At 68.2% G+C, this 23,377-nt stretch carries 23 protein-coding genes; 10 read left to right on the forward strand and 13 right to left on the reverse strand.

Translation table 11 applies throughout. The annotated features are described in order from the left end of the window. Nucleotides 1–107: 107 nt before the first annotated feature. Complete coding sequence (gene secA / locus E3U25_RS21225; protein WP_116223122.1) at nucleotides 108–2,813, reverse strand: preprotein translocase subunit SecA; 2,706 nt, start codon at nucleotides 2,811–2,813, stop codon at nucleotides 108–110. A 208-nt stretch (nucleotides 2,814–3,021) separates the two neighbouring features. Here secA and E3U25_RS21230 point away from each other — a divergent pair, with 208 nt between their 5' ends. The 4 genes from E3U25_RS21230 (at nucleotide 3,022) to E3U25_RS21245 (ending at nucleotide 5,906) form a co-directional block, all read left to right on the forward strand. Further along, entirely contained in the window at nucleotides 3,022–3,861 is an 840-nt protein-coding gene (locus tag E3U25_RS21230; RefSeq protein ID WP_116223121.1) for a peptidylprolyl isomerase, read from the forward strand. Between the two features lie 4 nt (nucleotides 3,862–3,865). Continuing rightward, entirely contained in the window at nucleotides 3,866–5,263 is a 1,398-nt protein-coding gene (gene argJ, locus E3U25_RS21235; RefSeq protein WP_116223120.1) for a bifunctional glutamate N-acetyltransferase/amino-acid acetyltransferase ArgJ, read from the forward strand. Beyond that, complete coding sequence (locus E3U25_RS21240) at nucleotides 5,260–5,658, forward strand: (deoxy)nucleoside triphosphate pyrophosphohydrolase (protein ID WP_116223119.1); 399 nt, start codon at nucleotides 5,260–5,262, stop codon at nucleotides 5,656–5,658. Before argJ ends, E3U25_RS21240 begins: the two co-directional genes overlap by 4 nt. A gap of 119 nt (nucleotides 5,659–5,777) precedes the next feature. After that, nucleotides 5,778–5,906: a hypothetical protein gene (locus E3U25_RS21245; protein WP_036758202.1), complete on the forward strand. Its 129-nt coding sequence runs from the start codon at nucleotides 5,778–5,780 to the stop codon at nucleotides 5,904–5,906. Nucleotides 5,907–6,141: 235 nt separating this feature from the next. Here the strand turns inward: E3U25_RS21245 and infB are convergent, their stop codons facing one another. From infB to pip, 5 genes are all read right to left on the reverse strand, one after another. Then, entirely contained in the window at nucleotides 6,142–8,685 is a 2,544-nt protein-coding gene (gene infB, locus E3U25_RS21250) for a translation initiation factor IF-2 (protein ID WP_072463859.1), read from the reverse strand. Between the two features lie 7 nt (nucleotides 8,686–8,692). Beyond that, nucleotides 8,693–9,310 (reverse strand): RNA-binding protein, encoded by a 618-nt coding sequence (locus tag E3U25_RS21255; RefSeq protein ID WP_036758200.1) that lies wholly within the window; start codon nucleotides 9,308–9,310, stop codon nucleotides 8,693–8,695. Nucleotides 9,311–9,325: 15 nt separating this feature from the next. Next, nucleotides 9,326–11,005 (reverse strand): transcription termination factor NusA, encoded by a 1,680-nt coding sequence (gene nusA / locus E3U25_RS21260; RefSeq protein ID WP_036758199.1) that lies wholly within the window; start codon nucleotides 11,003–11,005, stop codon nucleotides 9,326–9,328. Between the two features lie 3 nt (nucleotides 11,006–11,008). Then, on the reverse strand, nucleotides 11,009–11,629 hold the full coding sequence (gene rimP / locus E3U25_RS21265) for a ribosome maturation factor RimP (RefSeq protein ID WP_116223118.1): 621 nt from the start codon (nucleotides 11,627–11,629) through the stop codon (nucleotides 11,009–11,011). 195 nt (nucleotides 11,630–11,824) lie between these two features. Then, entirely contained in the window at nucleotides 11,825–12,811 is a 987-nt protein-coding gene (pip, locus tag E3U25_RS21270) for a prolyl aminopeptidase (protein ID WP_116223117.1), read from the reverse strand. 51 nt (nucleotides 12,812–12,862) lie between these two features. On the opposite strand from pip, the gene ubiG reads away from it, so the two are divergent. Then, entirely contained in the window at nucleotides 12,863–13,630 is a 768-nt protein-coding gene (gene ubiG, locus E3U25_RS21275; protein WP_116223292.1) for a bifunctional 2-polyprenyl-6-hydroxyphenol methylase/3-demethylubiquinol 3-O-methyltransferase UbiG, read from the forward strand. Between the two features lie 103 nt (nucleotides 13,631–13,733). Here ubiG and E3U25_RS21280 read toward each other — a convergent pair whose 3' ends face one another. From E3U25_RS21280 to E3U25_RS21295, 4 genes are read right to left on the reverse strand one after another with little or no spacing between them, the layout of a single operon-like run. Then, complete coding sequence (locus E3U25_RS21280; RefSeq protein ID WP_052096129.1) at nucleotides 13,734–14,237, reverse strand: MarR family winged helix-turn-helix transcriptional regulator; 504 nt, start codon at nucleotides 14,235–14,237, stop codon at nucleotides 13,734–13,736. Beyond that, a complete protein-coding gene (locus E3U25_RS21285; protein ID WP_181180880.1) occupies nucleotides 14,234–15,085 on the reverse strand; it encodes a carbon-nitrogen hydrolase family protein in 852 nt (283 codons plus the stop codon). The genes E3U25_RS21280 and E3U25_RS21285 overlap by 4 nt, the downstream gene beginning before the upstream one ends. Next, a complete protein-coding gene (grxC, locus tag E3U25_RS21290) occupies nucleotides 15,082–15,345 on the reverse strand; it encodes a glutaredoxin 3 (RefSeq protein WP_036758195.1) in 264 nt (87 codons plus the stop codon). Before grxC ends, E3U25_RS21285 begins: the two co-directional genes overlap by 4 nt. A 33-nt stretch (nucleotides 15,346–15,378) precedes the next feature. After that, nucleotides 15,379–16,116: a double zinc ribbon domain-containing protein gene (locus tag E3U25_RS21295; RefSeq protein WP_114535920.1), complete on the reverse strand. Its 738-nt coding sequence runs from the start codon at nucleotides 16,114–16,116 to the stop codon at nucleotides 15,379–15,381. A gap of 31 nt (nucleotides 16,117–16,147) precedes the next feature. Between E3U25_RS21295 and E3U25_RS21300 the strand changes: the two genes are divergently transcribed. From E3U25_RS21300 to E3U25_RS21315, 4 genes are all read left to right on the forward strand, one after another. Further along, a complete protein-coding gene (locus E3U25_RS21300; protein ID WP_036758192.1) occupies nucleotides 16,148–16,987 on the forward strand; it encodes a methyltransferase domain-containing protein in 840 nt (279 codons plus the stop codon). Then, on the forward strand, nucleotides 16,984–18,015 hold the full coding sequence (gene hemH, locus E3U25_RS21305) for a ferrochelatase (RefSeq protein WP_116223116.1): 1,032 nt from the start codon (nucleotides 16,984–16,986) through the stop codon (nucleotides 18,013–18,015). Before E3U25_RS21300 ends, hemH begins: the two co-directional genes overlap by 4 nt. 280 nt (nucleotides 18,016–18,295) lie before the next feature. Beyond that, nucleotides 18,296–18,559, forward strand: coding sequence for a YjhX family toxin (locus tag E3U25_RS21310; RefSeq protein WP_036758189.1), 264 nt, complete (start codon nucleotides 18,296–18,298; stop codon nucleotides 18,557–18,559). A 1-nt stretch (nucleotide 18,560) separates the two neighbouring features. Further along, nucleotides 18,561–19,061, forward strand: a complete 501-nt coding sequence (locus E3U25_RS21315) for a GNAT family N-acetyltransferase (RefSeq protein ID WP_116223115.1) — start codon at nucleotides 18,561–18,563, stop codon at nucleotides 19,059–19,061. A gap of 488 nt (nucleotides 19,062–19,549) precedes the next feature. Here the strand turns inward: E3U25_RS21315 and E3U25_RS21320 are convergent, their stop codons facing one another. Next, nucleotides 19,550–20,203, reverse strand: a complete 654-nt coding sequence (locus tag E3U25_RS21320) for a L,D-transpeptidase (RefSeq protein ID WP_036758186.1) — start codon at nucleotides 20,201–20,203, stop codon at nucleotides 19,550–19,552. Between the two features lie 229 nt (nucleotides 20,204–20,432). Between E3U25_RS21320 and dalA the strand changes: the two genes are divergently transcribed. Continuing rightward, the gene (gene dalA, locus E3U25_RS21325; RefSeq protein WP_036758184.1) at nucleotides 20,433–20,996 is read left to right on the forward strand and encodes a divisome-associated lipoprotein DalA; all 564 of its coding nucleotides are present in this window, start codon (nucleotides 20,433–20,435) and stop codon (nucleotides 20,994–20,996) included. A 1,250-nt stretch (nucleotides 20,997–22,246) separates the two neighbouring features. Here the strand turns inward: dalA and E3U25_RS21330 are convergent. Then, nucleotides 22,247–22,525: a hypothetical protein gene (locus E3U25_RS21330; RefSeq protein WP_116223114.1), complete on the reverse strand. Its 279-nt coding sequence runs from the start codon at nucleotides 22,523–22,525 to the stop codon at nucleotides 22,247–22,249. 296 nt (nucleotides 22,526–22,821) lie between these two features. Beyond that, nucleotides 22,822–23,337 carry a L,D-transpeptidase family protein gene (locus tag E3U25_RS21335; protein ID WP_036758180.1) on the reverse strand — a complete coding sequence of 172 codons (516 nt, stop codon included), beginning with the start codon at nucleotides 23,335–23,337 and terminating at the stop codon, nucleotides 22,822–22,824. Nucleotides 23,338–23,377: the final 40 nt, after the last annotated feature.

A 23,377-nucleotide genomic window follows, 5' to 3' on the forward strand; every position in this document is an offset into this window, starting at 1 on the left:
AACAGAGAAGATCGCGGCGCGGGCCCAGGACTTCTTCGTTGTCCAAATACCCATGCCGAGCGTGCAAGAGGCGCGGCGCATGAGAAAGGGGCCCGAAGGCCCCCAAATCACGCCAGCGCGCCGTGGCAGTGCTTGAACTTCTTGCCCGAGCCGCAGGGACAAGGATCGTTGCGCGAGGGGTTGCCCCAGGTGGTGGGGTCGGTCTCGTCGAAGCCGGCGACCCGGCCCGAGACCTCGCCGCCCTCGGCCTCCTCGTGCTCGGGATGCATCTGCGCCTCGACCGCCGCCTGGCTCTGCTGGTATTCGCGCAGCATCTGCTCGCGCTCGGCATCGGTCAGCGGGCGGATGCGGGCCAGTTGCTGGGTCACGTCGAAGCGCAGCCCGTCCAGCATGGTCTCGAACAGCTGGAACCCTTCGGTCTTGTATTCCGACAGCGGGTCGCGCTGCGCATAGCCGCGGAAGCCCACGACCGAGCGCAGGTGTTCCAGCGTCACCAGATGCTCGCGCCATTTGCTGTCGATCTGTTGCAGCAGCACCTGCTTTTCGATCTGGCGCATGTTTTCCGGGCCGAACTGCTCGGCCTTCTGCGCCATATAGGCGTCGGTGGCCTGCTGGATGCGTTCGCGGATCGCCTCCTGGTCCACGCCGTCCTCGGTGGCCCAGTCGGCGATGGGCAGGTCCATGTTCAGCCTGTCGATCACCGCGTCGTGCAGGCCCTGGACGTCCCATTGCTCGGCATAGGCACGGGGCGGCAGGTGGCGCTCGACCAGGTCGTCGATCACCTGGGCGCGCATGTCGGCGGCGACCTCCTCGACCTCCTCGGTATGCATGATCTCCAGCCGCTGGCTGAAGATCGCCTTGCGCTGGTCGTTCATCACGTCGTCGAATTTCAGCAATTGCTTGCGGATGTCGAAGTTGCGGCCCTCGACCTTGGCCTGTGCGCGTTCCAAGGACTTGTTGACCCAGGGGTGGACGATGGCCTCGCCCTCTTTCATGCCGAGCGTGGACAGCACCTTGTCCAGCCGCTCGGACCCGAAGATGCGCATCAGGTCGTCTTCCAGCGACAGGAAGAACAGCGAGCGGCCGGGGTCGCCCTGCCGGCCCGAGCGGCCGCGCAGCTGGTTGTCGATGCGGCGGCTTTCGTGGCGTTCGGTCGCCAGCACGAAGAGGCCGCCGGCGTCCAGCACCGCCTGTTTCTCGGCGGCATGTTCGGCCTCGATGCGGGCGCGGACCTCGTCGGGGTTCGCCTCGGGATCGGCGGCCAGCGCCTCCATCACCTTCATCTCGACATTGCCGCCCAGCTGGATGTCGGTGCCGCGGCCGGCCATGTTGGTGGCGATGGTCACGGCGCCCAGCTTGCCGGCATCGGCGACGATCTTGGCCTCCTGCTCGTGCTGGCGGGCGTTCAGCACGTTGTGCTGGATGCCCTCCTTGGCCAGCATCTGCGACAGCATCTCGGATTTCTCGATCGAGGTGGTGCCGACCAGGATCGGCTGGCCCTTTTCATGGGCTTCCTGGATCGCGGCGATCACGGCGGCGTATTTCTCGGCCGCGGTGCGATAGACGCGGTCGTGTTCGTCGATGCGCTGCACCGGACGGTTGGTCGGCACCTCGACCACGCCCAGCTTGTAGATCTCGGCGAATTCCTCGGCCTCGGTGGCGGCGGTGCCGGTCATGCCCGAGAGCTTGTCGTAGAGCCGGAAATAGTTCTGGAACGTGACCGAGGCCAGCGTGACGTTTTCCGGCTGGATGGCGACGCCTTCCTTGGCCTCGATGGCCTGGTGCAGCCCGTCCGACAGCCGGCGGCCCTTCATCATCCGGCCGGTGAATTCGTCGATCAGCACCACCTCGTCGTCGCGCACGATATAATGCTGGTCGCGCTGGAACAGCTTGTGCGCGCGCATCGCCTGGTTGACGTGATGCACGATGGTGGTCGATTCCGGGTCGTAGAGCGTCTGCCTCTCGGGCAGGATGCCCGCCGCCTGCAGCCGCTTTTCCAGGAACTCGTTGCCTTCCTCGGTAAAGGTGGCGTTGCGGGTCTTTTCGTCCAGCTTGTAATGCTCGGGCGCCAGTTCCGGCATGAAGCGGTCCAGCGTCTTGTAAAGTTCGCTGCGGTCCTGGCTGGGCCCCGAGATGATCAGCGGCGTGCGCGCCTCGTCGATCAGGATCGAGTCGACCTCGTCCACGATGGCGAAGAAATGCCCGCGCTGGGTCATCTGCTCGATCGAGCCCTTCATGTTGTCGCGCAGGTAGTCGAAGCCCAGCTCGTTGTTGGTGGCATAGGTCACGTCGGCCCGGTAGGCTTCGCGCTTTTCGGCATCGTCCTGGAACGGGTAGACCACGCCGGTGGTCATGCCGAGCTGCGCAAAGACCTTGCCCATCCAATGCGCGTCGCGTTTCGCCAGGTAGTCGTTGACGGTGACGACATGCACGCCCTTGCCGGCCAGCGCGTTCAGATAGGCCGGGAAGGTCGCGACCAGGGTCTTGCCCTCGCCGGTCTTCATCTCGGCGATATTGCCCTGGTGCAGGAAGACGCCGCCCATCAGCTGGGTGTCGAAGGCGCGCAGGCCCAGGGCGCGGCGCGCCGCCTCGCGGCAATTGGCAAAGGCCTCGGGCAGAAGCTTGTCCAGATCCTCGCCCGATTGGGCGCGGCCCTGCAATTCGCGGGTCTTGTCGATCAGCTCCGCGTCCGAGAGGGGGCGAAACTTCTCCTCCAGCGCGTTGATCTGGGCCACCAGCGGGCGGACCGATTTCACCTTGCGGTCGTTGGGCGTGCCAAAGACCAGTTTCGCCAAGTTTCCGATGCCGAGCATATGAACCTTCAAAATCGCGTATCTGGGGGTGCGCGGGACGTTCCGCCCACTTGCCGGCACCATTCGCCTTGCCCTATCACTTGGGCCGGAAAAACGGCGACGGGCGCGCATTTTCGGTTGCGCCGGATGTATGCCCCGGCCGGCCCACTGTCAACGCTTGCGCCCGTTCACCTATGCGTGGACGCGCCGTCCCATGAAGGGGAAACCTATGCTGAAACCGCTTCTTGCCGTCTCCGTGCTGCTTTCGGGGACCGTCTCGGCCCTGCCCGTGCTGGCGCAGGATGCCGATACGGTCGTCGCCACCGTCAATGGCGAGGCGATCACGCTGGGCCAGATGGTCGCCATGCGGCAGGGGCTGGACGCGCAGGCGACCCAGGGCCTGCCGGATACGGCGCTGTGGGACCTGATGCTGGACCAGATGATCCGCCAGACCGCCGTGGCCCAGGCGGCCGAGCCGCTGAGCAAGCGCGACACCGTGGCGCTGGAGATCGAGAAGCGCGCCTATCTGGCCGGCTCGGTGCTGGAAAAGGTGGCTTCGGCCGAGCCGGACGAGGCCGAGCTGAAAGCCGCCTATGACCAGGCCTTCGGCGGCCAGGGCGAGCCGGCCATCGAATACAATGCCGCCCATATCCTGGTGAAGACCAAGGAGGAGGCCGAGGCCATCGCCAAGCAACTGGCCGAAGGCGCCGATTTCGGCGCTTTGGCCGCGGAGAAATCGACCGACAATTCCGGCCCGAACAAGGGCGACCTGGGTTGGTTCCAGCCCGAGCAGATGGTCGAGCCCTTTGCCGAGGCGGTGAAGGCGCTGGAAAAGGGCCAGGTTTCCCAGCCGGTCGAGACCCAGTTCGGCTGGCATGTCATCAAGCTGAACGACACCCGCGAGGTGACGCCCCCCGCCTTCGAAGAGGTCAAGGAACAGCTGGCCGTGCAGGTGCGCCGCGACAAGGTGCAGGCCGAGATCGAAAAGCGCGTGGCCGAGGCCAAGGTCGAAAAGACCGAGGGGCTTGCCCCCGACCTGCTGAACAAGACCGACATCCTGGGAGAGTGAGCCGATGGCCAAGACCGACGACAAGAAGTCCAGGCTTTCCGATGCCGAAAAGCTGAAGACGCTGAAGAAGAAGCTGAAAAAGCTGAAGGCGGCGCTGAAGGAAACCGCCGCCGGCCTCGAGGCGCGGGCGGAGGCGGTGGTCGAGGCCGCGGTAAAGCCGAAAAATCCGGTCTCGCCGCTGGCGCCGGCGCGCTTTCCCGACCTGCCGGTGATCGAAGGGGCCGAGTTCGCCTCGGGCGCCGCGGGGGTGAAATACCAGGGCCGCACCGATGTGATGCTGGTCAGGCTGGCGCCGGGCACCGCCATCGCCGGGGCCTTCACCAAATCCTCGACCCGCGCGGCCAGCGTGCTGGACTGCCAGGCCAAGCTGGCGCTGAAACAGGACACCGGCGCCGGCGCGGCGATCATCGTGAACTCGGGCAATGCCAATGCCTTCACCGGCAGGAACGGGCAAGAGGCGGTGGATGCCGTCACCGGCGGCGTCGCCAAGGCGCTGGGCGTGCCGCGCGAGCGGGTGTTCTCGTCCTCGACCGGGGTGATCGGCGAGCCGCTGCCGGCCGAGCGCATCACCGCGGTGATCGGCGATCTGGCCGCCAACCTGGATGCGGCCGGCGCGGCCGGCGCGGCGCGGGCGATCATGACCACCGACACCTTCCCCAAAGGCGCGGCGGCCAGTTTCGAGGGCGATGGCGGCACCATCAACATCGTCGGCATCGCCAAGGGCTCGGGCATGATCGCGCCCGACATGGCGACGATGCTGGTCTATGTCTTTACCGATGCGCAGATCGCGCCCGCCCTGCTGCAGCGCATGCTGTCGGCGCGGCTGGACCAGACCTTCAACGCCATCACCGTGGACAGCGACACCTCGACCTCGGATGCGCTGATCCTGGCGGCGACCGGCAAGTCCAAAGCGGCGCCGATCACCGACCTGCGCTCGGGCCCGGCGCGGGCCTTCGGTAGGGCGCTGGAGCAGGTGATGCTGGACCTGGCGCAGCAGGTGGTCAAGGACGGCGAGGGGGCGACGAAATTCGTCGAGGTGCAGGTGACGGGCGCCGCCAGCGATGCCGATGCGCATCGCGTGGCCATGGCCATCGCCAATTCGCCGCTGGTCAAGACCGCCATCGCCGGCGAGGATGCGAACTGGGGACGCGTGGTCATGGCCGTCGGCAAGTCCGGGGCCGAGGCCGACCGCGACCGGCTGACCATCCGCTTCGGCGACTTGGTGCTGGCCGAGAACGGCTGGCGTGCGCCCGGCTATGACGAGGCCGCTGCCAGCGCCTACATGAAGCGCGACCACCTGGTCATCGGTGTCGACCTGGGGCTGGGCAAGGGCCGGCGCACGGCCTGGACCTGCGACCTGACGCATCGCTACATCGACATCAACGCCGATTACCGCTCATGAAGACGGTGCTTGTCGCGGCCGTCGCGCTGATCGACGCGGACGGCCGCGTGCTGCTGGCACAGCGCCCCGAGGGCAAGTCCCTCGCGGGCCTGTGGGAGTTTCCGGGCGGCAAGGTCGAGCAGGGCGAGACCCCCGAGGCCGCGTTGATCCGCGAGCTGCACGAGGAGCTGGGGATCGAGACCTGGCGCTCGTGCCTGGCGCCGCTGACCTTTGCCAGCCATGCCTATGAGGACTTCCACCTGCTGATGCCGCTGTTCGCCTGCCGGCGCTGGCAGGGCGTGCCGGTGCCGCAGGAGGGGCAGAAGCTGGCTTGGGCGCGTGCCGCCGAATTGAGCAAATACCCCATGCCGCCGGCGGACTTGCCGCTGATTCCCATCCTGCGCGACTGGATATGAGACATATCGGTCACGCCGGTCCCGGCTTTATCGTCCATCTGCCTGACTCTGCGACATTCCCAGTTAACATTTGACGATTTTGCGACAATCCTAAAATCCTGTAGAGGAGGAGATCGGACATGATTCGCACGATCACGATCGGCAGTTGCATTTCGGTCCAGGGGATCTTTGAAAGGCAGCAGGCGAACGGGAATATCGTGGTCCGAGTAGGCAGCAAGACCTATGAGGGCAAGCCCGTCCTAGCCTGAAGCAAAAGCCAACGTGCCCAGATCGTTGAACGGGGCCCTTCGCGGGGCCCCGTTCTTCTTTTCGCTTGCCCTGTTGCCGGCCTCCGGCGGGGGTATTTGGACAACGGAGAAAGCCGGGGCGCGCCAGGCGGCGGCGCCGCCATGCCGGCAGGGACGGGCTGGCGTTCCTGCCGGGATCCGGGCATGAAAAAGGGCGGACCCGCAGGCCCGCCCCTTTTGTTCCTATCCGCGGGGATCACAGCTGGCGCTGCACTTCCTCGCGCTCGAAGATCTCGATGACGTCGCCCTTGCGGATGTCGTCGTAGTTTTCGAAGGCCATGCCGCATTCCTGGCCGGACTGCACTTCCTTGACCTCGTCCTTGAAGCGCTTGAGCGTCTTCAGCGTGCCTTCATGGATCACCACGTTGTCGCGCAGCAGGCGCACGCCGGCGGAACGCCGCGCCACGCCCTCGGTCACCAGGCAGCCGGCGACATTGCCGACGCCCGAGACGCGGAAGACTTCCTTGATCTCGGCATAGCCGATGAAGTTCTCGCGCACCTCGGCCGAGAGCAGGCCCGAGGCCGCCGCCTTGATGTCGTCCACCAGGTCGTAGATGATCGAGTAATAGCGGATCTCGACCCCCTTCTGGTTGGCGGCGTTCCGCGCCGGGGCATTGGCCCGGACGTTGAAGCCGATGACCGGCGCCTGGCTGGCCTCGGCCAGGCCGACATCCGATTCGGTGATCGCGCCGACGCCGTAATGCAGCACGCGGACGCGCACCTCGTCGTTGCCGATCTTTTCCAGCGCCTGGACGATGGCCTCGGCCGAGCCCTGCACGTCGGCCTTGATGACCACCGGCAGTTCGGCGACGTTCTCGTCCGCCTTGGCCTTGGCCAGCATCTGGTCCAGCGTGATCGCGGCACCGGCGGCGGCGCGCTTGTCCTTGGCGGCCTGGATGCGGTAATCCGCGATCTCGCGCGCCTGGGCCTCGGTCTCGACCACGTTCAGCACGTCGCCGGCCTCGGGGGTGCCGTTCAGGCCCAGCACCTCGACCGGGACCGAGGGGCCGGCGGTGTCGATGCGGTCGCCCTTGTCGTTGATCAGCGCGCGGACCTTGCCCCACTGTTCGCCGACGACGAAGATGTCGCCGCGCTTCAGCGTGCCGTTCTGCACCAGCACGGTCGCGACCGGGCCGCGGCCCACGTCCAGCTTGGCCTCGATCACCGCGCCCTGGGCCGGGCGCTCGGGATTGGCCTTCAGCTCCAGGATCTCGGCCTGCAGCGCGATGGCCTCCAGCAGCTCATCGAGCCCCTTGCCGGTCTTGGCCGAGACTTCGACGTCCTGCACCTCGCCCGACATGGCCTCGACGACCACCTCGTGCTGCAGCAGGTCGGTGCGCACCTTCTGCGGGTTCGCATCCGGCTTGTCGACCTTGTTGATCGCCACGATCATCGGCACGCCCGCGGCCTTGGCGTGGTTGATCGCCTCGACCGTCTGCGGCATCACCGCGTCATCGGCGGCGACCACCAGCACGACGATGTCCGTCACCTGCGCGCCGCGGGCCCGCATCGAGGTGAAGGCCGCGTGGCCGGGCGTGTCGAGGAAGGTCAGCAGCGCCCCGTTCGACGCCTTCACCTGATAGGCGCCGATATGCTGGGTGATGCCGCCCGCCTCGCCCGAGACGACATTGGCATGGCGGATCGCGTCCAGGAGCGAGGTCTTGCCGTGGTCCACGTGGCCCATGATGGTGATGATCGGCGCGCGCGGCTTCAGATCCTCGGGCTTGTCCTCGACCTGGTCGATGACCTGTTCCACGTCGGCATCCGAGACCCGGACGGCGCGGTGGCCGAATTCGTCGATCACCAGCTCGGCGGTATCGGCATCGACCGCCTGGTTGGCGGTGACCATCATGCCCATGCGCATCAGCGACTTGATGACGTCCGGCGTGCGCTCGGCCATGCGGTTCGCCAGCTCGGACACCAGGATGGTTTCCGGCAGCTGCACGTCGCGCACCTGCTTTTCGGCGCGCTGGTTGCCGCCCATGGCCTTTTGCCGGGCCTTTTCCTGCTTGCGCTTCATCGCGGCCAGGCTGCGCTGGCGCCCGCCCTCGCCGTCCAGGGCCTGCGACAGCGACAGCTTGCCGGTGCGGCGGCTGTCGTCGCGGCCCTTGTTGCGGCTGTCGCGGTCGTCGGCCGGGCTGCGGGTATCGCGGTCGCGGTCGGTCTTGCGCGGGCCGGCGGCGCTGACGCCCTTGGTCTCGGCGCGCACGGCGGCGGCCTCGGCGGCGGCGCGGTCGGCGGGGGTCGCCGGGCGCGCTTCCGTCTTGGGCTTGGCGATCTCGGCCTTCTTCTTCTCGCGCAGCTCGGCTTCGCGGGCGCGGCGCGCGTCCTCTTCGGCCTTCAGCCGCAAGGCTTCCTCGCGCTCGCGTTCCTCGCGCTCCTTGGCTTCCAGCTCAAGGCGGCGGCGTTCGCGTTCTTCCTCGCGGGCCTTTTCCTCGGCGACGCGCTGCGCGGCTTCCTCGACCTCGCGGGCCTTGGCGGCCTTCAGCGCGGCCAGGCGCCGCTCCATCTCGGCATCCGAGATGCCGGCGGGACGTTTCGACGGGTCGCCCGACACGGCCGAGGGCGAGCCCGAGCGCCCGCCGCCGGCCGCCGCGCCGGTCTTGCCGGGCACGACCACGCGCTTGCGCTTGGTCTCGACGACCACGTTATGGGTCCGGCCGTGGCTGAAGCTTTGCTTCACATGGCCCGAACGGCCGCCACCAAGACCCAGGGGTTTCTTTCCGTCAGTATCGCTCATCCGATCTTCATTCCTTCCCGGCGGGCGCACCGCCGTCATGCCCGCGCAGACCCGTCAGTCTGCTCGCGTCCCTGATCAACTGGTCGGTCAGGCCCCCCGGCGCAAGCGCGCTGTGTATGACATGATCGCGCCCAAAGGACAAACCCAATTCTGATGCGGTCAGGCAGCCGAACCACCGGCCCCCCGGAGGGGTCCAGAGCTTGCCCTTGCCGCGTTCCGACCCGTCGCTGGCCTGCAAGAGCACCCTGGCCTTGCCGGCCGCCAGCCAGTCCTTGACCTTTTCGAAGCCGGCCACCGCCAGCCCCGCCTTGCGCGCAAGCGACAGCGTGTCCGTCACCCGCCGCGCCAGCCCGGATTCGATGATCGCCAGCAGCTCGGGCGGGGCGGTCACCCGCGCCTTGGCGCCTCGCGAAAACAAGCCCTTGGCGGCTGCCTTGTCCAAAGCCTGCCGGTCGGCCACGACCCAGAAGCCGCGTCCGGGCAGTTTCTCGGCCAGATCCGGCACAACCTCGCCATCGGGGCCCGCGACAAAGCGGATCAGCCCAGCCTTGGGCTGGACTTCGCCCGTGACGATGCAGCGCCGTTCGGGCGTCTCGCGGTCCTTGATACGGCCCCCGCGTGTCATCCGGTTTCCGGGGCGTTACACCCCGGCCTCCTGTTCGTCGCCCTCGGCCTCGGTTTCCTCGGCCGATTCGAACTCGGTCGGATCGACCCAGCCCAGCATCACGCGGGCGGTCATCACCATGGTCTGCGCCTCTTCCAGGCTGATGCCGAAGGGCTCCAGGATGCCGTCGTCCTTGACGCGCTGGCCGTTCTGCGTGGTCCAGCCGCCGGCCAGTTCCCAGTCGGCGCAGGTGGCGAAATCCTCCAGCGTCTTGACGCCGTCCTTGGCCAGGGCCTCGACCATCTGCGGGGTCAGCCCCTCGAACTCGATCAGGCTGTCCTCGACGCCAAGGGCGCGGGCGTTTTCCAGCGCGGCCTTGTTCGCGGCCTCCAGATGCTCGCGGGCGCGGGTCTGCAATTCCTCGGCGGTGCCTTCGTCCACGCCCTCGATCGACAGCAGCTCGTCCAGGTCGACATAGGCCACCTCTTCGAGGTTGGTGAAGCCCTCGGCGACCAGAAGCTGGGCAAAGAACTCGTCCAGGTCCAGCGTGTCCATGAACAGCTTGGTGCGGGCGTTGAACTCGGCCTGCCGGCGCTTGGATTCCTCTTCCTCGGTCAGGATGTCGATGTCGAGGCCCGTCAGCTGGCTTGCCAGCCGCACGTTCTGGCCGCGACGGCCGATGGCGAGGCTCAGCTGCTCGTCCGGGACCACCACCTCGATGCGGGTCGCGTCCTCGTCGAAGACGACCTTCGCCACCTCGGCCGGTTGCAGCGCGTTGACCAGGAAGGTCGCCTGGTCCTCGGACCACGGGATGATGTCGATCTTCTCGCCCTGCAGCTCGCCCACCACGGCCTGCACGCGACTGCCGCGCATGCCGACGCAGGCGCCGACCGGGTCGATCGAGTTGTCGTAAGAGATCACCGCGATCTTGGCGCGCGAGCCGGGATCGCGGGCCACGGCCTTGATCTCGATCACGCCGTCATAGATTTCCGGCACTTCCATCTTGAACAGCTCGGCCATGAACTGCGGATCGGTGCGCGACAGGAAGATCTGCGGGCCGCGGGCCTCGCGGCGCACGTCCTTGACATAGGCGCGGATGCGGTCGTTCGGGCGATAGCTTTCGCGGCCGATCTTTTCGTTGCGGCGCAGGATGGCCTCGCCCCGGCCGACATCCACGATGATGTTGCCGTATTCCTCGCGCTTGACGACGCCGTTGATGATGGTGCCGGCCCGGTCCTTGAACTCTTCGTATTGGCGGTCGCGCTCGGCCTCGCGGACCTTTTGCAGGATGACCTGCTTGGCCGATTGCGCGGCGATGCGGCCCAGGTCGACCGGCGGCACCTGCTCTTCGAACACGTCGCCGGGCTGCGGCTTGCCCGAGAAATCGGTCAGCCGCTGGCCGTCGCGCAGCCAATGGGCGCGGCCGTCCTTCGACGGTTCGAAATAGGCGCGGGCCTGGTCGGCGGTGAACTGGGCCTGATAGTTCTCGACCGCGTCATCCTCGACCACGGTGCGGGCGCGGGTGAAGGTGGCATTGCCGGTCTTGCGGTCGATATGGACGCGGATGTCCATTTCCGAGCCGTAGCGCGACTTCGCCGCGCGGGCCAGGCTGTCCTCCATCGCCTCGATCACCAGATCGGGGTCGATCATCTTTTCCCGTGCAACGGCCTCGGCGGTTTGCAGCAGTTCAAGCTGGTTGGCAGAGGTGATGGCCATTCCTCACTCCTTCGCGGCGGCGTTGTCTTCGCCGGCTTCCGTTTCGATCTCGTCAAAGGCGGTCTCGTCCAGATTGTCGATCTGCACGCCCGCGTCCTTTTTCTGCCGCAGCATCTCGGCGATCAGCTCGTCGGTCAGAACCAGCTTCGCATCGGAAAGCCAGTCGAAGTTCAGCCCGATGGTCTGGACCTCGCCGCCTTCCTCGATGTTCAGCAGCACCTCGTCGCCGCCTTCGCCCTTTTCGACCCCCGTCAGCACGCCCTTGAAGCGCTTGCGGCCGTCGATGGGCTGGTTCGTCTCCAGCCGCGCCTCGTAGCCCTCGAAGGTCTCGAAATCCTTCAGCCGGGTCAGGGGCCGGTCGATGCCGGGGCTCGAGACCTCCAGGTGATAGGCGTCCTCCAGCGGATCCTCGACATCCAGAACCGCGCTGACGGCGGTGGATATGTCGGCGCAGTCGTCGACGTTGATGCCGCCCTCGGGCCGGTCGGCCATGATCTGAAGCGTGGCGGTCTTGCCGCCTTGCAGGCGGATGCGCACAAGTTCGAAACCCAGATCCTCGATGACCGGGGCGATGATCTCGGCCAGACGCCGGTCGATGGCGGTCTTGGCGATGAGGTCGCTCATGCTGATCCCCCAAATACAAAAAACGGGCCTTGGCGGCCCGTGCGTCTTACCGGTGGGCAGGTTGTGGACGCCTGCGCCGCTGTTGAGCCGCATATAGGGCCCCGCGCCAGGGATTGCAAGGAAAACCGGCGCGGCACCTGCCGCCTGCCTCGCAGGGGCCGCAAGCCGGCCGCCGCGTGCCCTTTCGCAAAGAGGTCAGGCCCGCCTTGCCACATCCCGGAAACCGTCCATGACCCGCACCAGCTCGGCGGCGATTCGCGGCTCGCTCAGCGCATGGCCCGAGGCGGGGACCAGCCGCAGGTCCGCCCTGTTCCAGCCCTGGGCCAGTTCCCAGGCGGTCGCCGGCGGGCAGACCATGTCGTAGCGGCCCTGCACGATCACGGCGGGGATATGCTCGATGCGGTGGCGATCGCGCAAAAGCTGGCCCTCGGCCAGGAAGCAGTCATGGGCGAAATAGTGATTCTCCAGCCGGGCGAAGGTGCGGGCATAGTCGGGCGGCGCATGGCCCGGCCCGTTGATCTCCAGGCCCGCCAGGGCGTTTTCCCACACCAGCCAGGGCAGGGCGAAGCGCGTCTCCTGCCCGCGGTCGCCGCTGAACAGGCGCCGGTGATAGGCGGCGATCATGTCGCCGCGCTCGGCCTCGGGGATCGGGGCCTGGAACTCGGTCCAGCGGTCGGGGAAAAAGCGCGCGACGCCGCCGCCATAGAACCAGTCCAGTTCGGCCCGCCGGCCCAGGAAGACGCCGCGCAGCACCAGCGCCTCGACCGGCTCGGGATGGGCCTGGGCATAGGCCAGCGCCAGGGTCGCGCCCCAGCTGCCGCCGAACAGGATCGCCCGCTCGATCCCCAGGCTGCGGCGGATCACCTCGATGTCGGCGATCAGGTGCTGCGTGGTGTTGGCAAGGACCGCGGCATGGGGCTGAGAGCGGCCGCAGCCGCGCTGGTCGAACAGCACGGCCCGGTAATGGGCGGGGTCGAAGAAGCGCCGCATGTAGGGGCTGCAGCCGCCGCCCGGCCCGCCATGCAGCACGATCACCGGCACGCCCTCGGGATTGCCGCTCTGCTCGACATGCAGCCGGTGGCCGTCGCCGACCTCGATCACCCGGCGGTCGAAGGGCTCGACCATCGGATGCAGCCTGCCATGCGACGCCGTGCCGCCGATTTGCCCTGCCAATCTGTCCATGGCACCACTATATAACGCGTCGCGCGCGCCCGCCACATGAAGGACGGCCAGATGACCGAAAGACCAGCCCCCAGCAGCCCGGCCCCCAGCAGCATCGACCCGGCCGAGGTCGCCAAGTTCCAGGCCATGGCGCGGGAATGGTGGGATCCCAACGGCAAGTTCAAGCCGCTGCACATGCTGAACCCGACGCGGCTGGACTATGTCACCGCGCAGATCGCCGGGCAGTTCGGCCGCGACCTTGCCGCGGCCGCGCCCTTCCAGGGGCTGAGCCTGCTCGACATCGGCTGCGGCGGCGGGCTGATGGCCGAGCCGATGGCCCGGCTGGGCGCGGCCGTCACCGGCGCCGACGCGGCCGAGGGCAATATCGCCATCGCCGGCCTGCATGCCGAGGAACAGGGCCTCGCCATCGACTACCGCGCCACCACGGCCGAGGCGCTGGCGGCCGAGGGCCTCCGCTTCGACGTGGTCATGGCGCTGGAGATCGTCGAGCATGTCGCCGACCCCGCGCAGTTCATCGCCACCTGCCGCGAGCTGGTGGCGCCGGGCGGCGTGCTGATCCAGTCCACGCTGAACCGCACCGCCCGCAGCTTCGGCGCCGCCATCGTCGGGGCGGAATGGATCATGCGCTGGCTGCCCAAGGGCACGCATGACTGGCGCCGCTTCATCACCCCCGACGAGCTGGCGCGGATGACCGAGGCGGCGGGGCTGCGGGTGGTGGACCGCTGCGGCATGGTCTTCAACCCGCTGGGCTGGAGCTGGTCGCTGTCGCATCGCGACCTGTCGGTGAACTATGCGATGACCGCCCTGCGCGACGCCTGACTTCTTCGTTCCGCAAATACCCGACGGCAGCGGCGCGGCGGGGCGAGCCCGCGCCGGCCTTCACCGTTCCGAAAATACTCATGCGACCGGGCGACCGGCGGGGTCAGCGCCCGCCGCGCGTTTCGTGACGCAACGTTTCTTCCAGCTGCTTGCGCAGCATGCGCAGGACCGGCAGCGCCGCGCGCACCCGGTCGGCGCCGACATCGCGCACCACGTCGGCGATTCGCGGCATGAAGGCGGCCAGCGCCGCGTCCCGCGCCGCCCGGCCGGCCGGGCTGATGGCGATGAACTTGCGCCGCGCGTCGTCCCAGTCCGGGCGGATATGGATATGCCCCGCCCATTCCAGCCGCGACAGCGTGTTGGTCATGGCGCCGCGGGTGACGTGGAACGCCTCGGCCAGTTCGGCCGGCGTGCGCTCGACATTCAGGTGCGCCAGCAGGTTCAGCACCGAGAAATGCGAGATCTGCATGCCCTTGGGCAGCGCCTTGCCGATCAGGTCGCGCGCCAGCTGGTCGGCGATGAACACCTCGGAAAACAGGCTGGCAGCCAGGGCGTCGGCCGAGGCTTCGGCATGTCCGTGCGGGCTGTCTTGCGTCTTGTGGATCATGGGCCCGCGAAGTTCCGGTCATGCGTCAGGGATGGGATGCGGGACCGTGCCCCGAGAACCGCCGCCGGGTCAAGCGTCACGAAGGTCACGCCGGGCTCGGTGCCGCCGTCGGCCAGCACCTCTCCCCAGGGCCCGACGGCCAGGGAATGCCCGTGGCTGCGGCGCGGCCTGCGGTCCGGCTCGGCATGGCTGGCATGGGTGCCGCATTGCGCGGGCGCCAGCACGAAGCAGCCGGTCTCGATGGCGCGGGCGCGCAGAAGCACCTCCCAATGCGCGGCGCCGGTGGTGTCGTTGAAGGCGGCGGGCACGGTCAGCACCTCGGCCCCCGCCTGGGCCAGCGCGCGGTAAAGCGCGGGAAAGCGCAGGTCGTAGCAGACGGTCATGCCGACGGGCAGGGGCCCCTGGGCCAGCACCGCCCGCCCGCCCGGCCGGAAGGCCGCCGATTCGCGATAGGATTCGCTTTCGGACACGGTCACGTCGAACATGTGCAGCTTGTCATAGCGCGCCCGGATGCTGCCGTCCGGCGCGATCAGGAAGCTGCGATTGGCAAAGCGGCTCTCGCCCGGATCGCCGGTCTTCAGCGACAGCGAACCGATCAGCAGCCAGATGCCCAGCTCGCGCGCATCCTCGCGCAGCGCGGCCAGGGTCTGGTCCTCGGCCTCGGTGCGCAGGACATGCTCCTGCCGCTCGCGGCTGGCGCCCAGCAGGTTGGTCGCCTCGGGCGTCAGCACCCAGCCGGCCCCGCCCTGCGCCGCCTCGCGCACCAGCGCCCGCGTGACCGGCAGGTTGCGCTCGGGATCGTCCGAGACGCTCAGCTGCACCAGCCCCGCGATCAGCGCCTCGCTCATGCCGTCAGGCCCAGCAGGGCGTCCAGCTTGCCTTGGCGGTCCAGCGCATGCAGGTCGTCGCAGCCGCCGACATGGCGGCCGTCGATGAAGATCTGCGGCACGGTCCGGCGGCCGCCGGCGCGCTGGGTCATTGCCGCGCGCAGCTGCGGATCGCGGCTGACATCGGTGTCGTGATAGGCGATGCCCTTCTTGCGCAGCAGCGATTTCGCGGCGATGCAATAGGGGCAGGTGGGGGTGGTATACAGTTCGACCTTGGGCATATGCGCGTCCCGGATTGATGTTCACCCCCATATCTAGGCATCCTTGACCGCCCGCGCCAGAACCACGACCGAGATCGGCCCCGCGCCCGCCGCCGCCAGCGCCTGAGCCGAGGCCGCCAGCGTCGCCCCCGAGGCCATCACGTCGTCGACCAGCAGCACCGCGCGGCCCCGCAGCCGCGGGACCATGTGCGCGGGCACGCCGATCGCCCCGTCCACATTCGCGAAACGGTCGCCGACGCTGCCATGGTCCTGCATCGGCGTATGCCGCAGCCGCCGCAGGGCGCCGGGCAGATGCGCCAGCCCATGCGCGCGGGCGACATGCTGCGACAGCATCTCGGCCTGGTTGTATTTGCGCTTCAGCAGCCGGCGCAGATGCACCGGCACCGGCACCACCACCGCGCCCGGCCGCAGCAGCGGCAGCGCCGCCCGCGCCACCCAGCCGCCAAGTGCGGGCGCCAGGTCCAGCCGGTCGCCATGCTTCAGCATCAGCGCCAGCCTGCGCCCGCTGCCGCGATAGACCAGCGCCGCACGGCCCTGCTGCCAGGGCCGCTGCAGCCCCAGGCAATCGTCGCAGACCAGCAGCCCCGCCGCCGCATCCCCGGCGTCGCCAGCCCCGTCGCCCGGCAGCGGCGTGCCGCAGCGCGCGCAGCAGGTGCCGGTGATGAAATCGGCCTCGCGCCAGCAGGCGGGGCACAGCCCGCCCTCGTCGGCGACGGGCGCGCCGCAGCACAGGCATTGCGGCGGATAGACCAGCCGCAATGCGCCTTTCATCAAGCCGCGAAGCCCCCTATGTTCAGCCCCCATGATGCCCGATCCCACCTCTTCCGTTCCCGGCCTGACCGACCGCCGCGCGCTGGACCGCAACCGCGCCCGCGCCCTGCGCCTGGGGCCGGTCGATTTCCTGCATCGAATCGTCGCCGACGAGATCGAGGATAGGCTGGCAGAGGTTAACAGACGGTTTAGCGCCGTCGCCGTCGTCACCGGCCGGCCGCAGCTCTGGCGCGACGCCATGCCCGGCGCCACGGTCGTCGCCGATACGCCCGCGCTGGCGCTGGAGCCCGGCGCGCATGACCTGGTGATCCATGCCATGGCGCTGCACTGGGCCGAGGATCCTGTGGGCCAGATCGCCCAGGCGGCGCGCGCGCTGCGCCCCGACGGGCTGTTCATCGCCGCCTGTCCCGGCGGGCGCACCCTGCACGAGCTGCGCGACGCGCTGACCCGCGCCGAGGCCGAGGTGACGGGCGGCCTGTCGCCCCGCGTCCTGCCCATGGGCGAGATCCGCGACCTGGGCGGGCTGCTGCCGCGCGCGGGCCTGGCGCTGCCGGTCGCCGACCAGATCACCCAGATCGCCAGCTATCGCAGCCTGTTCCACCTGGGCCGCGACCTGCGCGCCATGGGCGAGGGCAACGCGCTGGCCCAGCGGCTGCGGCGCCCGACGCGACGAGATGTCCTGTTGCGCGCCGCCGCGCTTTATGCCGAAAACCATCCCGACCCGCAGGACGGGACGCGCATCCGGGCCACCTTCGATCTGGTTTTCCTGACCGGATGGGCGCCCGATGCCAGTCAGCAGAAACCGCTTCGGCCCGGCTCGGCCCGGATGCCGCTTGCCGAAGCTCTTGCCAGCACGAGAAAGTCCGAATGACCTTTACCGAGTATGCCCCAGCCGATCATCCGAACATCCCAGCCCGCAAGATCGGCGTGCTGGTCGCCAACCTGGGCACGCCCGATTCGCCCGACTACTGGCCGATGCGGCGCTACCTGAACGAGTTCCTGTCGGACAAGCGGGTGATCGACTATCCCGCCTGGAAGTGGCAGCCGCTGCTGCAAACCGTCATCCTGTCCAAGCGGCCCTTTACCTCGGGCGCGAACTACCGGCTGATCTGGAACAACGAGGCGGACGAAAGCCCGCTGATGACCATCACCAAGCAGCAGGTGGCGGCGCTGCGCGAACGGGCAGCGGCGCTGTGGGGCGACCGGGTCATGGTCGATTTCTGCATGCGCTACGGCAATCCCTCGACCGCGGACGTGGTGGACCGCATGGTCAAGGCGGGCTGCGACCGCATCCTGTTCTTCCCGCTTTATCCGCAATATGCCGGGGCGACCACGGCGACGGCGAACGACCAGTTCTTCCGCGCGCTGATGACGCAGAAATGGCAGCCGGCCTCGCGCACCGTGCCGCCCTATTTCGACCGGCCCGACTATATCGAGGCGCTGGCCGCCTCGGTCGAGCGCGCCCTGGGCGGCCGCCAGCCCCGCAAGCTGGTCGCCAGCTACCACGGCATGCCCAAGCGCTATCTGATGGAGGGCGACCCCTATCATTGCCAATGCCAGAAGACCTCGCGCCTGCTCCGGGAACGGCTGGACTGGGACGAGGGCGTGATCGACACCACCTTCCAGTCGGTCTTCGGGACCGAGGAATGGCTGCGCCCCTATACGGTCGAGCATGTGGCCGAACTGGCGCAGCAGGGCATCACCGAGATCGCGGTGATCTCGCCCGCCTTCTCGGCCGATTGCATCGAGACGCTGGAAGAGATCCAGGGCGAGATCCGCGAGGCGTTCGAACATGCCGGCGGCAAGGAGTTCACCTATATCCCCTGCCTGAACGCCGAGCCTGCGCATATCGACGTGCTGGCGGCGGTCATCGGCGAGAACCTGGCGGGCTGGGTCTGACGGCCCGAGCGGCCGCCATGCCCGTCATGCGGGACGCAGCCGCTGCTGGCGCCGATCACGGGGCGGGCCGCCACGGCCCGTCATTCTACGGGGGTTGCTCCAACGGCGCCCGCTTCCTAGATTGGTGGCGCGAGCAGCGACAATCCCCGCTGCCTATGGAGACTGGATGTCAGAGCTTGTGTGACAAGGCTCTCTGAATCTTCGGAGAGCCGCGTGAATTCAAAGCCGCCGGGCGCATGTGCGCTCGGGGTGTCTTTCACGTCCGTCATGCGAGACTTCCATGAACATTTCACGAAATGAACAACGTGCGCTGCACGTCCTGGCCCTGGGTGGCCGCATCCTGCACGAGCGCGGCGACAGTGCCAGGATCACCTCCGTGACATGCGTCACGCGCGAGGGGATGATCCTTGCCGGCTTCGATCTGGCCGTCTTCAGCCGGTTGCGGCGGAAACGGCTGATCGAATCGCGGTCAGGCAGCCCGTATCGGATATCGAAGCGTGGCCGCTTGTCGGTGCGCGCGCAACTCGACAATCAGGGGGCCTGACATGCTGATCCGCGATGAAACGGCCGGCGACATCCCGGCGATCGGCCGGCTTGTCACCGAAGCCATGCTGATGCTGGCGCAATCCACCGGAACCGAGGCCGGCATCGTCGAGGCGCTGCGGGCGCAGGGCGCGCTTGCCCTTTCGCTTGTGGCCGAGGACGAGGGTGCGGTGGTCGGCTACCTGGCCGCCTCGGCGGCACGGATCGGCACGCAGGACGGCTGGGGCCTGATCGGCCCGCTTGCCGTCTTGCCCTCAAGGCACGGCCAGGGGATCGGCACGGCCCTGATGGCAGAGGCCCTCCGCCGATTGCGAGCGACCGGCCGCGGCGCGGCGCTGGTGGGCGACCCGGCCTATTATGGCCGGTTCGGTTTCCGTGCCTTCCCCGGCCTGCGCGTAGCGGGCTGCCCGCCCGAGGTGGTCCTGGCCCTGCCTTTCGACGGCACCGCGCCTTGCGGAGAGCTGATCCATCATCCGGCATTCGGCCTCGGCCCGCAGGAGTGACCAGGGGGACAGGCTGCATCCTCCGATGGTGCAGCCCGACCCTTTTCCGATCCAAAGGGTCGAAACGAAAAAGGGGCCTCGCGGCCCCTTGCTGTCACCTCTGTCCCGGCCGGGTCAGATCGACGGCATCCCGCCTCGCGGTGAGCCGATCCACCATCCGCCATTCGACCTGGGTGCGCAGGAGTGACCGGGGGACGGGTTGCTTCCTGCGGCGGTGCAGCCAGACCCTTCGCCGATCCAGGCGGTCGAAACGAAAAGGGGGCCTCGCGACCCCTTTGCGGTCGCTCTTGTCGTGGCCGGGTCAGATCGACTGCATCTCGCCTCGCGGAGAGCCGATCCATCATCCGGCATTTGGCTTGGACCCGCAGGAGTGACCAGGGGGTCGGGCTGCATCCTCCGATGGTGCAGCCCGACCCTTTTCCGATCCAAAGGGTCGAAACGAAAAAGGGGCCTCGCGGCCCCCTTGCTGTCGTTCCTGTTCGGCCGGGTCAGATCAGCAGAACCTGGGTGCCGATCTTGGTCAGGTCGTAGAGCTGCTTGATATGCTCGTTGTAAAGGCCGATGCAGCCGTTCGAGGACTTGCGGCCGATCTTGCGCGTGTCATGCGTGCCGTGGATGCGGTAATACTGCCAGCTCAGCCACAGCGCATGGGTGCCCAGCGGGTTGTCCGGCCCCGGCGGCACGAAATCCGGCCATTCGGGGTTGCGCTTCTTCATCTCGGGGGTGGGCGCCCAGCTGGGGCCCTCGACCTTCTTGATGATCTCGGTGCGGCCGGTGCGGGTCAGGTCGGCGCTGACCGGGACAGAGGTCGGGAACAGCTTGTAGACCGACTGGTCCTCGGACCAGTAATGCAGCGCGCGCGAGGTCAGGTCGACCAGGATCGCGCCATTGGTCAGGCTGCTGAAATAGGGCTGCCAGTCCTGCATGCGGAAGCTGGAGATGTTGCGGCGCGAATCCTGCGCGGCGTCGTATTGCACCATGCCCGCATCCGGGGTGGCGCCGCCCGCCGTGCCCTGCAGGGGCTGGCCGGTATAGGGGTCGAAGGATTGCGCAATGGCCGGGGCCGCCAGCCCTGCCGCGCCCATCGCCACCGAGGCGGTCAGAAATTTCCGGCGCGAGACCGGTTTCTTCGGCGTGATCATGTGTCGCTCCTGATATGTGACGGACCGCTTCCTGCGGCCTTCTCTGCCCGAATGTGCGAAAGAGGTCTTGCTGGAACGGGGATTTACGCCCGCCGCAGGCGCCTTGCAATTCAAACAAGCGTCATTGTCGCAACACAGTCGCAGCCTGTTGCGCTCACGCAATCTTGGGTTTGAAGCGGCGGTTGCGCTTTTGTATGGCTGGCGCAAACATCCTTGGGGACAGGACATCATGCTGAAACTTTCCACCCTGGCGCTTGTGTCGGTGCTGGCGCTCGCGGCCTGCCAGCAGCCTCAGCCGCAACTAGGCCCCGACGGGCAGCCGCTGCCGACGGCCTATCGCATCACCCCGCGCGAAGAGGCGCAGATCCCCGGCCGCGTCCTGGGCCAGATCAACGCGCTGCGCGCCAATGTCGCGGCCCCCGCCATGATGCAGAGCCCCGCGCTGGATGCGGCCGCCAAGGTCCATGCCCGCGACATGGCGGCGCAGAACCGGGCCTGGCATTTCGGCTCGGACGGCTCTTCGCCGCTCGAGCGGGTGCGGCGCCAGGGCTACATGGGCCATCTGGTCGGCGAGAACATCTCCGAGACCTACGAGAACGAGATCACCACCCTGAACGCCTGGATGCAGACCCGCGACACCCGCGACGTGATCATGGACCCGCGCGCCACGGAATTCGGCATCGGCTGGTATCAGGAGCCTTCGGGCAAGATCTGGTGGGTGCTGATCACCGGCGGCGCGGCCGGCGCGCCGGTGGCCATGGCCGGCGGCTTTGCCCCCGGCGCCGGCATCTGACCGCGCGGCGCGGCCCTCTGCGGGCCGCGTCATGTCCGCCCGGCCTGCAAGCGGCGCCCGGTCAGGGCCATTGCCGCCCCGCGCCCCGTCGGTGGCGCATGCCGGTTCACGAAGAGAGCCGGAGCAAGGATGCGGCATTCGGTGCCGGGTTCCGCCTTCCCGCCCGGCCTGCAAGCGGCGCCCGGTCAGGGCCATTGCCGCCCCGCGCCCCGTCGGTGGCGCATGCCGGTTCACGAAGAGAGCCGGAGCAAGGATGCGGCATTCGGTGCCGGGTTCCGCCTTCCCGTCCGGCCTGCAAGCGGCGCCCGGTCAGGGCCATTGCCGCCCCGCGCCCCGTCGGTGGCGCATGCCGGTTCGCGAAGAGGGCCGGAGCATGATGCGGCATTCGGTGCCGGGTTCCAGCTTCCCGCCCGGCCTGCAAGCGGCGCCCGGTCAGGGCCATTGCCGCCCCGCGCCCCGTCGGTGGCGCATGCCGGTTCGCGAAGAGGGCCGGAGCATGATGCGGCATTCGGTGCCGGGTTCCAGCTTCCCGTCCGGCCTGCAAGCGGCGCCCGGTCAGGGCCATTGCCGCCCCGCGCCCCGTCGGCGGCGTATGCTGGTTCGCGAAGAGGGCCGGAGCATGATGCGGCATTCGGTGCCGGGTTCCGCCTTCCCGCCCGGCCTGCAAGCGGCGCCCGGTCAGGGCCATTGCCGCCCCGCGCCCCGTCGGTGGCGCATGCCGGTTCGCGAAGAGGGCCGGAGCATGATGCGGCATCCGGTGCCAGCTGCCGCCATGTCCGCCCGGCCTGCAAGCGGCGCCCGGTCAGGGCCATTGCCGCCCCGCGCCCCGTCGGTGGCGCATGCCGGTTCGCGAAGAGGGCCGGAGCATGATGCGGCATCCGGTGCCAGCTGCCGTCATGTCCGCCCGGCCTGCAAGCGGCGCCCGGTCAGGGCCATTGCCGCCCCGCGCCCCGTCGGTGGCGCATGCCGGTTCGCGAAGAGGGCCGGAGCATGATGCGGCATCCGGTGCCAGCTGCCGTCATGTCCGCCCGGCCTGCAAGCGGCGCCCGGTCAGGGCCATTGCCGCGCCGCGCCCCGTCGGTGGCGCATGCCGGTTCACGAAGAGAGCCGGAGCAAGGATGCGGCATCCAGTGCCAGATGCCGTCATGTCCGGCCGGCCGAGGCTGGCCGGAAAATGCCGTCGTGGGACCGATCCTGCAGGGCGCAGCACGTTGGCCGCTTCGGTCCGCCGGACCCCGCGCCCCGGATCGTTATTTGAAGGTAATCTCGTATTCGCCTGCCTCGAAGGCCAGCATTTCGACGTATTTCATCTCGTCGGTGTCCTCGAAGACATAGACATAGACGGTGTCGTTCAGAAGCGTGGCGCGGCAGAAGACCTCCTTGGCCGTCACGCGGGCGGGACAGGTCTCGAGGTCGATGTGGTTCACCGAAGGCTCGAATGCTTCATAGCCGAAATCCTGGGCCTGGGCACCGGCGCCGGCGCCGGCGAAGGTGGCGGCCAGAAGGGCGGGGGCAAGTAGCGATCTCATGGATGATCTCCGCGAATAGGTGAAGAAGCGACTGATAATACCCAAGTGATTCAGTCAATTTTTACCTACAGGCAGGCATCGCCCTTGTGCAACTCGTTATTTTGCCGCGAAGCCTCGGTTCACCCGACCCGCCCGCCCGGCCGGATCGCCCTGCCGGTGCAGGCGGCGCGAAGACCACGGGCGTTGTTCATGGCCGATGCGTCAGCCGCGCCGGCCGGGGCTTGCCGCCTTCCCGGCCTTCGGACATGGCAAGGCCCCGCGCTGATGCGCGGGGCCTGTCTCGTCCTCGGGCGGCGTCAGGGATAGATGAAGATCGGCACGCCCGGCCGCAGCATGGTGAAGATCTCCTCGATCTCCTGGTCGGTGACGGCGATGCAGCCGGCGGTCCAGTCCGGCCGGTTCAGCGCCCGCCCTTCGGGGCCGAGGCCGTGGATGAAGATGTCGCCGCCCGGCCGCTGGCCGCGCGCCGCCGCATTGGCCACGTCCTGCGCCGAAGGATAGGAGATGCCGACCGACAGGTGGTAACGGCTGCGCGGGTTGAAGCGGTCGATGAAATACAGGCCCTCGGGCGTGCGGCCGTCGCCTTCGAATTGCTTGTGGCCAAACGGCTGGTTGCCCAGGTCGATCTTGTAGCTTTTGACGACCTCCTTGCCGCTGACCAGATACATCTTGCGATCGGCCTTCTTGACCACGATCTGCGTGATCGGCGGCCCCTGATAGGTCTTGCTGGGTTGCAGGCTGTCGCCCCCGCCGCAGCTTGCCAAAACGGCTACTGCGACAACCGCGAAAAATGCGCGTATTGCCCGAATCATCACTACCCTCTGTGTGCGCTATGCGCTTCGTTTTGTTATG

Source organism: Paracoccus versutus (assembly GCF_029909795.1).
GTDB classification, from domain to species: Bacteria; Pseudomonadota; Alphaproteobacteria; order Rhodobacterales; family Rhodobacteraceae; genus Paracoccus; species Paracoccus versutus.